We start from the raw sequence: 13,851 nt of genomic DNA, 5'->3' as shown, positions 1-13,851 counted from the left end.
ACCATGACCGACAAGATTCTAGTTCCCGTCGACCTGGAGCATACCGAGAAGCTCACGAAGGCCCTCAGTGTCGCGGCGACCATCGCCCGGGCCGAAGAGGCGGAGGTCTGTTTTCTCGGCGTCACCGACTCGGGTCCGAGCGCCGTGGCCGCCACGCCCGAAGCCTATGCGACCAAGCTGACAGCCTTTGCCGAGGACCAGGCCAAGACCCGGGGCATCTCCGCCAAGGCGAACGCCGTGATCGTGCATGACACGCCCGTCGAGCTGGCCAAGGCCATTCTGGGCGGCGCCAAGGAAGCCGGTGCCGACCTGATCGTCATGGCCTCGCACGTGCCGGGCCTGCAGGAGCATGTGTTCGCGACCCATGCCGGCTACATCGCCAACCACGCGCCGATCTCGGTCTACGTGGTGCGCTAACAGATAGAGCCCGACTCCCTGGCATACGCGACACGGTGTCATGCGCGGCTGGAGACGGGACATCGGCACGGGGTCGGAGTAGGGTGGCGAAAACAGCCCCGGAAACGCCCCCGAATGCCTTCCCCCCTCTCCCCGCTTCGGCGCCGCTGCGCTGAGACGGTCCGGTGCGCCCCGCGATGAGCGAGTGGCATCCGGACGACCGCCGCGCCCTGCGGAACATCCTGATCCTTCTGGGATCGTTCTTCGTCATCGTGCAGATCAACCGATCCGCCGGCGGCGTGCTGGCGAACTATCTCGGCAGCCATCGCGGCCTGTCGCCGACCGATATCGGCACGGTGATGGGGGCGATGTTCTTCGCCTCGGCCCTGGTGCAGTTGCCGACCGGCCTGCTGTTCGACCGGATCGGCGCCAAGCGCACGCTGGTCGCCATGGGGCTGGTGGCGGTCTGCGGCATCGTCCTGTTCGCCGTCGCCGAGAACACCTGGGCGCTGGTCACCGGCCGTTTCATGATCGGCCTCGGCCATGGCGGGGTGATCACCGCCGTCTATCTGATCGCCATGGGCTGGGCCCCGCCGGATCGGGTGGCACAGGCCACCGCCAGCCTCGTCGGCATCGCCGGCGGCATCGGCGGGGTCATGGCGACGGCCCCGCTGGAACTGCTGCTGTCCGAGGTCGGGCTGACCACGACCTTCCTGGTGGTCGCCGCCCTGACCCTGGCCTTCACGATCGTCATCCAGTTCACTGTTCGCGACGGGCCGGCCTCCGGCGGCGTGCGGCGCGACCCGGAGACCTTCGCCCAATCCCTGGCCGGGCTCTGGGAGGTGATCCGCATGCCGGAACTGCGGCGGATCTACGTCATGGGGTTCTGCTTCACCGCGCCGTTCATGACCATCGGCGGGCTCTGGGCCGGTCCGTATTTCACCGACGTCCAGGGCCTCAGCCACGAACAGGCGTCGCTGGCCCTGCTGATCATGGTGGTCGCCCTGCATGTCGGGACGTTTCTCTACGGGCCGCTGGAGCGGTTCGCCGCCTCCCGCAAGCGCCTGATCCTCTGGGCCGTCGCCCTGGAGGTGGCGTGCCTCGGCGTGCTGGCGATCTGGCCGGCCGCACCGATCTATGTCGCCGGACCGATCCTGTTCGTCTTCGGCTGCGTGGCGCCGTTCTTCGTGGTGCTGGCGAGCCATGCGCGCGGCTTCGTGCCGCCCCACCGCGCCGGCCGGGCGATCACCACGATCAACCTGGCCGGGCTGACCGGCGTGTTCGTGCTGCAGACCGCCACGGGCGGCGCCATCGACTGGGTGCAGACCACCGGCGGAGCGGCGGAGACCGGCCACCGGATCGTGTTCGGACTGGTGATCGCCGCGCTGACCCTGTCGGCGCTGGCCTACGCCGGCCAGCCGGAGAAGCCGGTCGAGCGCTGACGCTCAGCCCTTCTCCCGCGCCTCGGCGACCAGCTCGGCAAGCTGCTCCTTCGAGACCGCCCCGGGCACCACGTGGTCGCCGATGGTGAAGGCCGGCGTCCCCTGGATCGACAGGGCCTGGGCCAGTTCGAAGGATTTACGCACATGGGCCTGCAGGGCCGGATCCTTCATGTCGGCCTGCAGCTTCTCGACATCGAGACCGGTCTCCAGCGCCACCTGGAAGATCGCCTCCGTCGTGAGCCGCCCGCGCAGGCCCAGCAGCGCGGTGTGGAAGTCCTTGTACCTGCCCTGCCGGTCGGCGCCGAGCGAGGCCAGGGCGGCCGCCTCCGAGGTCGGGCTCAGGATCGGGAACTCCTTGAGCACCAGACGGATATTTCCGTCCTCCTCCACCAGCTCCATCAGCGGCTTCATCATCGTCTTGCAGTAGCCGCACTGGTAGTCGAAGAACTCGACGATGGTCACGTCGCCGTCGGGATTGCCCAGCACCGGATCGGCCGGATCGCGTTCCAGGGCCTCGCGGTGATCGACCAGCGCCTGCTTGGCGGCGGCGTTCTTGGCCGCGTCCTCGCGGGCCTGCATGATCGCCACACTCTCCAGGATTATCTCCGGATGCTGCAGGATGTAGTCGCGGACCAGCGCCTCGATCTCGGCCTTGCGGTCCGGCGACAGCGGCCCGTCATGGGCGTGTGCCGGCGCGGCGAGAAGGGCGGCGGAAAGCAGAGCGGCGGCGAAGACGGACCGAAACATCGAGAACTCCGAAGCGGGACAGCGGCGCCATCCTGTCCCAGCCGGGCCGGCACGTCCACAGCCCGGGCCGCTCGCGCCACATCACGGTGGCGTCATTTCTTGCGTTGGGCCGCCCGCTCGCGCTTGGCCAGTTCCTCGATGTCCAGCGCCCGCAGCATGGCCGGGGTGCCCGCCTTCAGCATCGACTGGGCGCGCTTGGACTGGGTCTCCGCGTTCTCCCACCTGCTCTGCCGCACCGCCTCCTCCGCCAGGGAAAGCGCCGCCTGCCCGATATCGCCGAGCCGCCCCTGCGCCGTGGCGAGCTGGCGCCACAGGAACGGCCAGTCTCCTTCCGTACGCTTGGCGGTCTGCAGATGATCCATCGCCTTCTGATCGGAGGCGGGGTCGTTGCGGGCCAGCAGGACCTGGGCCAGGGAAACCTCGATCAGCCCGGCCTCGGGCGCCAGCCGCTGCGCCTTCTCCATCGGCGCCACGGCGGCGTCGATCTGCCCGCTCTCGAACAGGAGCTGTCCCTCCAGTTCATGCAGGTACGGATCGTTCGGATCCTCGGCGATCATCTCACGGGTCAAGGCGATAGCCTTGGGATAGTCCGGCACCTCGCGATACGCGATGGCCCGGGCCAACTTCGCCGGCAGGCTGGTATCCGTTTCCGGATACTTGCGGAAAGTCTGGGACGGCGACCGGATGAAGCCATGCAGCTTGGCGACCACCCGGTTGAACCGGGCCACCTGATCCGGCGACGCTTCCTGGTCGGAGTATTCCGACGTCGCCACATGCGCCTCGACCGTGTTCAGACGGTCGCGGGTGAAAGGGTGGGTGGACATGTACGGCGACTGACGGGAGGCCGACAGCAGCTCCTGGGCCGCCAGTTCCTCGAAGAACCGGGCGAGGCCGCGGGCGGACTGCTGCGTGGCGTCGAGATAGCTCAGCGCCGCCTGGTCCGCCGCCGATTCCTGGGCCCGGCTGTACTGCAGGAAGCTGCCGACCGCGGCCGACTGGCCGCCGATGGCGATCGCCGCGCCGGCATCGCCGCGCCCCGTCGCCACCGCGGTCGCGATGCCGACGATCGCCGACAGCAGGGCGGCGTTGGACGCCGACGCGATCGCATCGGAGGTTCGGGCCAGATGGCCGCCCGCGATGTGGCCGGTTTCGTGCGCCACCACCCCGATCAGCTCCAGCGGCGACCGCATGGCCATGATCAGCCCGGTGTTGAGAAACAGGTTCTGACCGCCGGCCACGAAGGCGTTCAGCTGGTCGTCGTTGATCAGGTAGATCGATACCGCTTCCGGGTTCACCCCGGCGGCCTGGAAAAGTGGCGTGGCCAGATCACGGATGGTAGCTTCGATTTCAGCGTCCCGGATGAGGCTGCGCTTCTGCGCATGCGCGCCCGTGGCCAGAGACAGAACCAAGAGTGCGGCGGTCGCTGCCGCGAGTATCCACCGCCCCGGTCCAAAGATGATTCGCTTCACGCCAGCGCCCAATCCCGATGATGTCCGCCCGAACACACACTACCCATCAGATGGGCATCGGGAAAGGCGGACGCAAAGCCCCCCCCGTTCGGCCCGCCGGATCGGGCTTGGCCTAGTCCTGGCCGCCGGGCTCCTGACCGGCTGCGGGTCGGACACCGTGGATCTGACGGAAGGTTTCTACGGCACCGTGGTGGCCGAGGAGCCGCGGGCCGCCCTGCTCGCCCGCGACGTGCTGGTGGACGGCGGATCGGCGGCCGATGCGGCCGTCACCATGTTCTTCGCGCTGTCGGCGACGCTGCCCAGTTCCGTCGGGGTGACGGCGAGCGGCTCCTGCGTGGTTCACGACCCGCAGAGCAAGACCGTTCAGCGGCTCGAGTTCCTGCCGCGCCCGTCCAGCGACGCGCCGAATGCGACGACCCTGCCGCTGGCGCCACGCGCCATGTTCGCCCTGCATGCCCGCCACGGCACGACGCCGCTGGGCGAGCTGATTATCCGGGCCGAGCGCATCGCCCGCTTCGGCGCGCCGGTGAGCCGCGCCTTGGCCCAGGAACTGATCGAGGACGGTGGCGCCGTCGCCGGCGACCCGAACGCCGCCGCCCTGTACCGTCCGGGCGGCCGGCCTCTGGCACAGGGCGCGGAACTCTCCCAGGTTGTCCTGGCGGCCACGCTCGCCCGCCTGCGCTCCGAAGGCGTCGGCACGCTGTATTCCGGCGCGCTCGGCCGGGCCTTCGTCGAGGGTGCCGCCGCGGCCGGGTATGCGGTCGATCCCGACCGGTTGCGGGACGCGCTGCCGAGATGGGCGCCGATTACCGAGATCGAGCACGACAATCACCTGTGGGGCGTCGCCGCACCGACCGAGGCGGACCTGCGCCTCGCCCAGGCCGCGCTCGGCATGATCCTGGAGAGCGGCGACTGGGCCGACGGGGACGATGCCGCCCGCGCCCACCTGCTGGCCGCCGCCCTCGGCGAAGCGGCCCTGCTGGCCGGCACGAACACGGCGATCACCCCCGACGTCCTGCGCCAGGCGGCGTCCCGCATCACCGGGGACCGCAAGGCCGACAGCGCCAACCAGCCGCTGCTCGCGGCGATGCTGGGCACCAGTTCCGGCCACCGGGCCGGCGCCACCTCGTTCTTTGCCGTCGACAGCAGAGGCCTGGGGGTCGGCTGCGCGGTCGGCCTCGGCGCGCCGTTCGGCACCGGCAGGACGATCCCGACCCTCGGCGTCTTCCTCGCACCGGTCCGGGCCGAGGCGGTGAACGGGCCCGGCGCCTTCTCGCTGATCGTCGGCAACCAGAATACCGGCCAGTTCCACATGGCCGCGTCGGGCGCCGGCGGACGGCGTGCCATCTCCTCGATGCTGGAGACCGTGCTCGACCATTGGGTCCGTAGGATCAGGATCGACGACGTGCCCGCCCTGCCGCACAGCCACTACGCCGGCGGCATCAACACCATCTTCGTGGAGCCGGCGACGGACGCGTCGGTTGTCGGATCCCTGCGTCAGCGCGGCTATCAGGTCGCTCCGGCGGAAACCATCGCCACCGGCCACGCGTTTCGCTGCGTGGAGGGCCTTCCCCGGCGCGAGATCCGATGCGGCGTGGCCAAGGACCCGCGCAGTTCCGGCCTGATGTTCTTCGAATTCGGAGGGTAACCCGTGCCCCGTCCCGCCTCCCGCGGAAACGTCGATCCCTTCATCGTCATGCAGGTGATGAGCGCCGCCGCCGAGCGCGAGGCCGCCGGCGGCGACGTGCTGCATCTGGAGGTCGGCCAACCGTCCACACCGGCGCCGAAGGGCGTGCTGGACGCGGCCCGCGCCGCGCTGGACACCGACAAGATCGGCTACACCCTGGCGCTCGGCATGCCGGCGCTGCGGGAGCGGATTTCGGCGCATTACCGCGATTGGTACGGCGTCGATGTCCCGATCGAGCGGATCGCGGTGACGACCGGCTCGTCCAGCGGCTTCACCCTGGCCTTCCTGTCGGCCTTCGAACACGGCGCCCGCGTCGCGCTGGCCTCCCCCGGCTATCCGGCCTATCGCAACATCCTGAAAGCGCTCGGGGTGGAGGTGGTCGACCTGCTGACCGAAGCGGCCGACCGGTTTCAGCCGACCGTGGCGCGGCTGGACAAGGCCGGCCCGCTGGACGGCGTGATCGTCGCCAGCCCCTCGAACCCGACGGGCACCATGCTCGGTGAAGACGGCATGACCGCGATCACCGAGTGGTGCCGGTCGAACGACGTGCGGATGATCTCCGACGAGATCTACCACGGCATCAATTTCGGCCAGCGCTCGGTCTCCGCCCTGGAGAGCGATCCGAACGCCCTGGTGATCAACAGCTTCTCGAAATACTTCTCGATGACCGGCTGGCGCATCGGCTGGATGGTGGTGCCGCCCGACCTGATCGGCCCGGTGGAGCGGCTGGCCTCCAACTTCTTCATCTCCGCCCCGACCCTGTCGCAGTTCGCCGCGACCGCCGCCTTCGACTGCATCGAGGAGGCGCAGGAGAATGTGGCCCGCTATGCGCGCAACCGGGAGATCCTGCTGAACGACCTGCCGGCGGCCGGGCTCGACGACCTGGCCCCGGCGGACGGCGCGTTCTACATCTACGCCAATGTCGCCAAGTACACCAACGACAGCGTGGAGTTCTGCCGCCGCATCCTGGCGGAGACGGGTATCGCCTGCACCCCGGGGATCGATTTCGACCCGTCGCGCGGCCATGCCAGTATCCGCTTCTCCTTCGCCGGCTCGAGCGACGACATGGCCGAAGCCTGCAAGCGGTTGAAAGCCTGGCTGTAAGGAGCATCGGTCAAGGCGTGCGTAGCCTGTTCGTCGCTACCCTCCCAGCCTCATAGTTCGGCCGTCGCCATCCCGTTGACCGCAGGACCTGATCGGCGGCTGGTCCTGATCTGGGACTGGTCCTGATCTGGGACTGGTCCTGATCTGGGACTGGTCCTGAGCCGGAGGTCGGCCCGGACACACGGACTGCTCCGACGTCGGTGGGTCGATCCTGACGTGCGTCAGGACCAAGCCTCTCGCCCGACAACCTGCTCCTGCGCATGCCCGGTCAGATCGGGCGGCGCACGGGACGATGGAGCACGTCGGAAACGAAACAGGCGGCGCCGGGAGGGCGCCGCCTGTCGTTGACGTCTGGCAGTATGCCTCGGCCAGTGCCTTAGCGGCGCCACCAGCCCTTGCGGGGTTTCTCGACCGGCTTGTCCACGCTCTGGACCTCGATCGGCGCCGAACTCAGGTTCTGCGGCACCGGATCGGCATCCTCGGCCGGATCGTCAGCGGTCGTGAGGTCCTCGCCCAGCTCGCCGCTGATCGCACCCTCGTTCGCCGCGACGAGTTCCTCGGCCGGGGCCGGGGCCTCGGCGGGAATGGGCTCGGCGGCGGCAGGTTCCGGGGTCGGCTCCGGCGCAGCCGCGGCGGGCTCTTCCGCAGCGGGCACGTCCTCGGCCGGCGCGGCGTCCGCCTCTTCGTCCTTCTTGCGCCGACGGCGCGGACGCTTGGCGGCCGGTTTCTTCGCCGGCTTCTCCTCTTCCGCCTTCTCCTCGGCAGGGGCAGCGGCAGGGGCTTCGGCGGGAGCTGCGGCCGTCACATCGTCAGCCACCGTCTCGTCGGTCAGGGCCTCTGCGGCAACCGCCGGCACGGGCTCGGCCGCCTTGTCTTGGTCGCCATCGGCTTGGTCGCCATCGGTCTGGCGGTCCCCGCTCCGGGCATCGTCGCCGGACTCGTCCTCGCCGGACTCGTCGTCATCGGACTCCGAACCCTCGGCGTTCTCGCCCTCCGAGCCTTCCTCGCCATCGCGACGACGGCGGGACCGGCGGCGACCGCCGCGACGGCCCCGACGGCGGCGCTTGCGGCCGTCGGCATCCTCGTCGTCGTCCCCGTCGCCCCGCTCTTCGCCCTCGGCGGCGGTGTCTTCGCCATCGGCCTCCGCCTCGGAGTCGTCATCCTTATCCTTGGACTCCTGATCGTCCTCGGCGCGATCCTCCGGCCGGCGGCGGCCGCTCCGGCGACGGCGGCGCGAGCGGCCCCGACCGCCCTTGCGATCGTCCTGCTCCTCGCGGGTTTCGTTCTCGGCCTCGGCCTCGGTCTCGACGTCGTCCTCATCGTCCTCGATCAGGTCGCTGTCGTCCTCGTCCGGCTCGGCGGCCCCGGCGGAACTCGCCGCGATCGCGGTCTGGAAGGCGGCCCGCTCCTCGGCGGTCTTCGGTCGCAGACGCTCAAGCCGGTGATCCGGCGGCACCAGACTGTCGTCCTGCTCCAGAATCACGCGGGTACCGTAGCGGAATTCGATCTCCGCCAGACGGTCGCGCTTCTGGTTGAGGATGTAGAGGGCGACCTGTGCCGGCACATGGACGGTGATCTCGGCCGCGCGGTTGCGCAGCCCCTCTTCCTCGATGACGCGCAGGATGTGCAGCGCGGTGCTGTCGATCGAGCGGATGTAACCGGAGCCCTTGCAGTGCGGGCAGACCTGGGTGCTGGCTTCCACCAGGGACGGCCGCAGCCGCTGGCGCGAGAGCTCCATCAGGCCGAAATGACTGATCCGGCCGATCTGGATACGCGCGCGGTCGGATTTCATCGCCTCCTTCATGCGGCGCTCGACCGCATGCTGGTTACGCGACTCCTCCATGTCGATGAAGTCGATCACCACCAGCCCGGCGAGGTCGCGCAGGCGCAGCTGGCGTGCCACCTCGTCGGCGGCCTCCAGGTTGGTCTTGAGCGCGGTCTCCTCGATGTTCCGCTCCGAAGTGGAGCGTCCGGAGTTCACGTCGATCGCGACCAGCGCCTCGGTCTGGTTCATCACGATGTAACCGCCGGACTTCAGCTCCACCACCGGGCTGTGGATGGCGTCGAGCTGGCTTTCCACCTGGAAGCGGTGGAGCAGCGGCACGTGTGTGTCCTTGTAGCGCTTGACCCGCTTGGCATGGCTCGGGATCAGCGTCTTCATGAAGTCCTTGGCGATACGGTAGCCGTCATCGCCGTCGACCAGCACCTCGTCCAGATCGCGCGTATACAGATCGCGGATCGAACGCTTGATGAGGTTGGCTTCCTCGTAGATCAGGCACGGCGCCGTGCTGTCCAGCGTGGTCTGACGGATCTCGTCCCACAGGCGCAGCAGGTATTCGTAGTCGCGCTTGATCTCGGCCTTGGTGCGCTGCGAGCCGGCGGTGCGGACGATGACCGCCATGCCTTCCGGCACATCCAGGCCCTCAACGATCTGCTTCAGCCGCTTGCGGTCGCCCACATGGGTGATCTTGCGGCTGACGCCGCCGCCGCGCGCGGTGTTCGGCATCAGCACGCAATAGCGGCCGGCCAGCGACAGGTAGGTGGTGAGGGCGGCACCCTTGTTGCCGCGCTCCTCCTTGACGACCTGCACCAGCATGATCTGGCGCCGGGCGACGACCTCCTGAATCTTGTAGCGGCGGTTGGACGGCTTGCGCCGGCGGCGCACCTCTTCCATCGCGTCGCCGCCGACGGTCTCCGGCCTGGCGCTCTTCTTGGTCTGGACGCTGAGTTCGGCGGCCCGGGCCGGAGCCTCGTCGCCGCCATCGTCGTCGCCGGTCTCCTCGTCGCCGGATGCCTCCTCGTCGCCGGCGGCCGCCCCATCGTCCTCGCCGGAGCGCTCGTCGTCGGTCTCGACGTCGTCGTCGTCCTCGTCGGCCATCGCCTCGGCCTGCTCCTCACGGAGCAGTGCCTCGCGGTCCTCGATCGGGATTCGGTAGTAGTCGGGATGAACTTCCGAGAAGGCCAGGAAACCGTGGCGGTTGCCGCCGTATTCGACGAACGCTGCCTGCAGGGACGGCTCTACCCGGGTGACCCGGGCGAGGTAGATGTTCCCTTTAAGCTGCTTTTTGGCTGCGGTTTCGAAGTCGAAGTCGTCGAGCTTGTTCCCGTCGACCACCACGACCCGGGTCTCTTCCGGGTGGGTGGCATCGATGAGCATGCGCTTGGTCATGTGTTGGTAACTCCGTGTCGCGCCGCGACGACCGCAAGCATGGCTGCGGTCCCGCGCGGTCGGCGACGCGGAAAAGCGTCGGCCCAGGCGCGGAAAGTGGCGGCGCGGATTGTGGCGTCGGCGTACCCTCGGCACGCCGGATGCAGTCGCTGGAACGAAGTGCGGCGGAATCGGGCACGACACCGAACGTCCCGCTCGCCCCGTGGGCAGGAAGGACTCGGGTTGTCGCGGGCGACTTGGAGGTCGCCGTCGCCGAACTGTTCCAGTTTGCAGGTCTCACGTCGGTCGGTCCTGCGCGGAGCCGGGAACTACGATTCGCCCCGGCTCGAAATCGGTAAAAGTCTCGCGTATCCCCGTAACCCTTTGGCCAACAACGGCGCGCACGGACCCGCACACGGTCTTCGAGGACGAGTGCACCATACTGTTCCAAGCGCATACTAACAATCCAAAACTTCAGACGGTTTCCGGCCCGCGTCACTAAACGGCAACAGAGCGGGAACAATTGAGGCTAAACTGCAATTGCATCGCATAGCATTATGATATCAATCGTAAATATTGCCTTTGCGATTCGCCCACGCTAAACTGCGGCATCTTGCAACCGGTTCGGGGACAGGGAATGACGCGACACGCGGTCCGCTCAGCCATGCCGCTCGACTCGCAGGGCGCCGGCATCCCGGCTCTGCGTCTACGGTTCAAGGCCTTCCTGTGCCTCTGCGTGCTGGGGCTGGTCGCCCTCGCCACCGCGCTGCCGGCCGTCGCAGCCGGGGTCCCCGTCGTATCGAACCTGCGCATCGGCAATCATCCGGACAAGGTCCGCATCGTGCTCGACCTGGACGAGCGGGTCGATTTCTCGATCTTCCTGCTGCCGGATCCCTACCGGGTCGTGATCGACGTGCCGGAAGTGTCGTTCCGGCTGCCCGAAAGCGCGGGGTCGCGCGCCGTCGGCCCGATTGCCGGCTGGCGGTACGGCCAGTTCCGGCCCGGTACCTCCCGCGTGGTGATCGACGCCGACAATCCGGTCCAGGTGAAGTCCGCCTTCGTCCTGCCGCCGTCCGGCGCGCAGCAGTACCGACTGGTCATCGATCTGACCCCGGCGACGCGCGAGGCTTTCCTTGAGGCTTCCGACGCCTCGATCGAGCGTCACGTGGCGCTGAGCGCGCCGCGCGTCTCGCCGCCGCCCGCCGCGCCGGCCCCGCTGCCGAAATCGGACGACCGCATGACCATCGTCATCGATGCCGGCCATGGCGGCGTCGACCCCGGCGCCATCGGAGAGAACGGGGTCTACGAGAAGAATATCGTGCTGGCCGCCGCGCAGTCGCTTAAGGCGGCGCTGGAGGAGACAGGCCGGTACAAAGCGGTGCTGACCCGCGACAGCGACAGCTTCATCCGCCTGCGCGAGCGCATCGCCATCGCCCGCCGGGTGGATGCCGACCTGTTCGTGTCGCTGCATGCGGATTCGATCAAGGACGGCTCGCTGCGCGGCCTGTCGGTCTACACCCTGTCGGAGAACGCCTCGGACAAGGAGGCGGAGGCGCTGGCGACCAGCGAAAACAAGGCCGATATCGTCGCCGGCATCGACCTCACCCAGCAGGAGCCGGAGGTCACCAACATCCTGATCGACCTGGCGCAGCGCCGGACCATGAACTATTCCGCGCGCCTGGCCGGCTACGTGGTGAAGGAGATGGAGCGCGAGACCAAGCTGCTCGGCCGCCCGCACCGCTTCGCCGGCTTCGCCGTGCTGAAGGCGCCGGACGTGCCGTCGGTGCTGGTCGAGTTGGGCTTCCTGTCGAACCGGGAGGACAACCGGCGTCTCAACGACCCGACCTTCCGCCGCAAGGTCGCCGCAGGTCTGACCCGCGCCATCGACCGCTACTTCCAGGGCGTGCAGTCGGCGTTCCGGTAGGGCGGCACCCTCAACCTCCCCACAACTCACTCCCCGGACCTGTTCCGGGGCAAGCGATCCCGCGTGACGGTTCCTCGGGGCGCTGTCTCAAGCCCGACCGCCTGACGGGCTCACCCCGGCACAAGGCCGGGGAGCGGGCGAGACATGAGAGGGAAACGAGGTCTCCCCTCCCCGGCTGCACCCTCAGCCCTTCAGCACACCACGGTTGATCTGGTCCTGCTCGATGCTTTCGAACAGCGCCTTGAAGTTGCCCTCGCCAAAGCCCTCGTCACCCTTGCGCTGGATCAGCTCGAAGAAGATCGGCCCGATCACCGTGTTGGTGAAGATCTGCAGCAGTAGGCCGCCATCCTCGGTCGGCGCGCCGTCGATCAGGATGCCGCGCGACTTCAGCTCCTCCAGGTTCTCGCCGTGGTTCGGCAGGCGGTCGGACAGCATGTCGTAATAGGTCTCCGGCGGCGGGGCCATGAACTTCATGCCCAGGCCGCGCAGCCCGTCGACGGCCGCGAAAATGTCGTCGGTGCCCATGGCGATGTGTTGGATGCCCTCGCCCTTGTACTGGTCGAGATATTCGGCGATCTGGCTCTTGTCGTCGGAGCTCTCGTTGATCGGGATCCGGATCTTGCCGCAGGGGCTGGTCATCGCCCGGGACTTCAGGCCGGTCAGCTTGCCTTCGATGTCGAAGTAGCGGATCTCCCGGAAATTGAAGAGCGTCTCGTAGAAGCTGCCCCAGACATCCATGCGGCCCTGGTGCACGTTGTGGGTCAGGTGGTCGATATAGGTCAGACCCACGCCCGCCGGGTCCTGCTCCTCGCCGGCGATCGGCACGAAGTCCACGTCGTAGATCGAGCGTTCGCCGTAGCGGTCGACCAGGTAGATCAGGCTGTCGCCGATGCCGTGGATCGCCGGAATGTTCAGCTCCATCGGCCCGACCTTGCCCTCGAACGGCTTGGCGCCGAGCTTCACCGCCCGCTCGAAGGCGGCGGCCGCGTTCTTCACCCGGAAGGCGATGGCGCAGCAGGACGGGCCGTGCACCTTGGCGAAGGCCTGGGCGAAGCTGTCCGGCTCGCCGTTGACGATGAAGTTCACCCCACCCTGACGGTACAGGGTGACGTTCTTGGAGCGGTGCTTGGCGACCGCGCGGAAGCCCATGGCGGTAAACAGCTTCTCCAGGTCGGCCGTGTCCGGGGCGGTGTATTCGACGAACTCGAAGCCGTCGGTCGCCATCGGATTCTCGGGCGTGCCCTGGGGGACCGGGGGCAGCGTGGTGGTAGCCATGGGGAACCTCCTTGTCGGCGGCGCGGGCGACGTCGATCCGGACGATGCCTCGCCGCGCCGCGGGAAATCGTGTTAGTTTCATTTGTAACAGATTCATTATTTGGTTTCAAATGAAACCATTATCAAGACCCATGCGACGAGGCTCGACGCTCTGATGACCGCTCTGCCCGAAACGCCCGCTCCCGCCAACCCGGACGAGACGCTACGTCTGGACCGGTTCCTGCCCTACCGGCTGGCGGTGCTGGCGAACACGGTGTCGAAGGGGATCGCCCGGCTCTATGCGGACCGGTTCGGGATCACCATTCCGGAATGGCGGATCCTGGCCATCCTCGGCGCGTTCGGGGCGGCGACGGCCTCGGAGATCCAGGGCCGCTCGGCCATGGACAAGGTGCAGGTCAGCCGGGCCATCGCGCGGCTGACCGAGGCCGGGATGATCCAGCGCACGGTCGACGCAGCGGACCGGCGCCGCCAGACCATCGCGATGACGGCGGAGGGCGACCAAGTCTACCGCGAGATCGTGCCGCTGGCACGGGCACGGGAAGCGGCGCTTCTGGAGGGATTCACGCAGGAAGAACGGGAGATGCTGGACCGGCTGCTGGACCGGCTCCAGGCGCGGGCGGCGGCAGGAGAAACGCCCTAATCACACGCACTCCCCGGCC

Annotated in this window: 10 protein-coding genes; 6 read left to right on the top strand and 4 right to left on the bottom strand. The window is 68.3% G+C overall.

What is annotated here, in order from left to right; translation table 11 throughout:
- Window positions 1-3 precede the first annotated feature (3 nt).
- Entirely contained in the window at window positions 4-417 is a 414-nt protein-coding gene (locus BLS34_RS06505) for a universal stress protein (protein ID WP_028795482.1), read from the top strand.
- A gap of 176 nt (window positions 418-593) precedes the next feature.
- The gene (locus tag BLS34_RS06500; RefSeq protein ID WP_093149048.1) at window positions 594-1,838 is read left to right on the top strand and encodes an MFS transporter; all 1,245 of its coding nucleotides are present in this window, start codon (window positions 594-596) and stop codon (window positions 1,836-1,838) included.
- A gap of 3 nt (window positions 1,839-1,841) precedes the next feature.
- Here the strand turns inward: BLS34_RS06500 and BLS34_RS06495 are convergent, their stop codons facing one another.
- On the bottom strand, window positions 1,842-2,585 hold the full coding sequence (locus tag BLS34_RS06495; RefSeq protein ID WP_028795484.1) for a DsbA family protein: 744 nt from the start codon (window positions 2,583-2,585) through the stop codon (window positions 1,842-1,844).
- 92 nt (window positions 2,586-2,677) lie between these two features.
- Window positions 2,678-3,994 (bottom strand): M48 family metalloprotease, encoded by a 1,317-nt coding sequence (locus BLS34_RS06490; RefSeq protein WP_211228955.1) that lies wholly within the window; start codon window positions 3,992-3,994, stop codon window positions 2,678-2,680.
- Between the two features lie 217 nt (window positions 3,995-4,211).
- Between BLS34_RS06490 and BLS34_RS06485 the strand changes: the two genes are divergently transcribed.
- Both BLS34_RS06485 and BLS34_RS06480 read left to right on the top strand, forming a co-directional pair.
- Complete coding sequence (locus BLS34_RS06485; RefSeq protein WP_175474126.1) at window positions 4,212-5,702, top strand: gamma-glutamyltransferase; 1,491 nt, start codon at window positions 4,212-4,214, stop codon at window positions 5,700-5,702.
- A gap of 3 nt (window positions 5,703-5,705) precedes the next feature.
- Complete coding sequence (locus BLS34_RS06480; RefSeq protein WP_245701931.1) at window positions 5,706-6,845, top strand: pyridoxal phosphate-dependent aminotransferase; 1,140 nt, start codon at window positions 5,706-5,708, stop codon at window positions 6,843-6,845.
- 376 nt (window positions 6,846-7,221) lie between these two features.
- Here the strand turns inward: BLS34_RS06480 and BLS34_RS06475 are convergent, their stop codons facing one another.
- The gene (locus BLS34_RS06475) at window positions 7,222-10,014 is read right to left on the bottom strand and encodes an Rne/Rng family ribonuclease (RefSeq protein ID WP_028795488.1); all 2,793 of its coding nucleotides are present in this window, start codon (window positions 10,012-10,014) and stop codon (window positions 7,222-7,224) included.
- Between the two features lie 616 nt (window positions 10,015-10,630).
- On the opposite strand from BLS34_RS06475, the gene BLS34_RS06470 reads away from it, so the two are divergent.
- A complete protein-coding gene (locus tag BLS34_RS06470; protein ID WP_245701930.1) occupies window positions 10,631-11,917 on the top strand; it encodes an N-acetylmuramoyl-L-alanine amidase in 1,287 nt (428 codons plus the stop codon).
- Between the two features lie 183 nt (window positions 11,918-12,100).
- On the opposite strand, the gene hppD is transcribed toward BLS34_RS06470, so the two are convergent.
- Window positions 12,101-13,192, bottom strand: coding sequence for a 4-hydroxyphenylpyruvate dioxygenase (gene hppD, locus BLS34_RS06465; protein WP_093149044.1), 1,092 nt, complete (start codon window positions 13,190-13,192; stop codon window positions 12,101-12,103).
- A gap of 154 nt (window positions 13,193-13,346) precedes the next feature.
- Here hppD and BLS34_RS06460 point away from each other — a divergent pair, with 154 nt between their 5' ends.
- Window positions 13,347-13,832: a MarR family winged helix-turn-helix transcriptional regulator gene (locus tag BLS34_RS06460; protein WP_093149042.1), complete on the top strand. Its 486-nt coding sequence runs from the start codon at window positions 13,347-13,349 to the stop codon at window positions 13,830-13,832.
- Window positions 13,833-13,851: the final 19 nt, after the last annotated feature.

This window comes from Thalassobaculum litoreum DSM 18839 (assembly GCF_900102465.1).
Lineage (GTDB): Bacteria > Pseudomonadota > Alphaproteobacteria > Thalassobaculales > Thalassobaculaceae > Thalassobaculum > Thalassobaculum litoreum.
The sequence above is the reverse complement of the archived record's forward strand: the minus strand, read 5'-3'. Positions and strand labels throughout refer to the sequence as shown.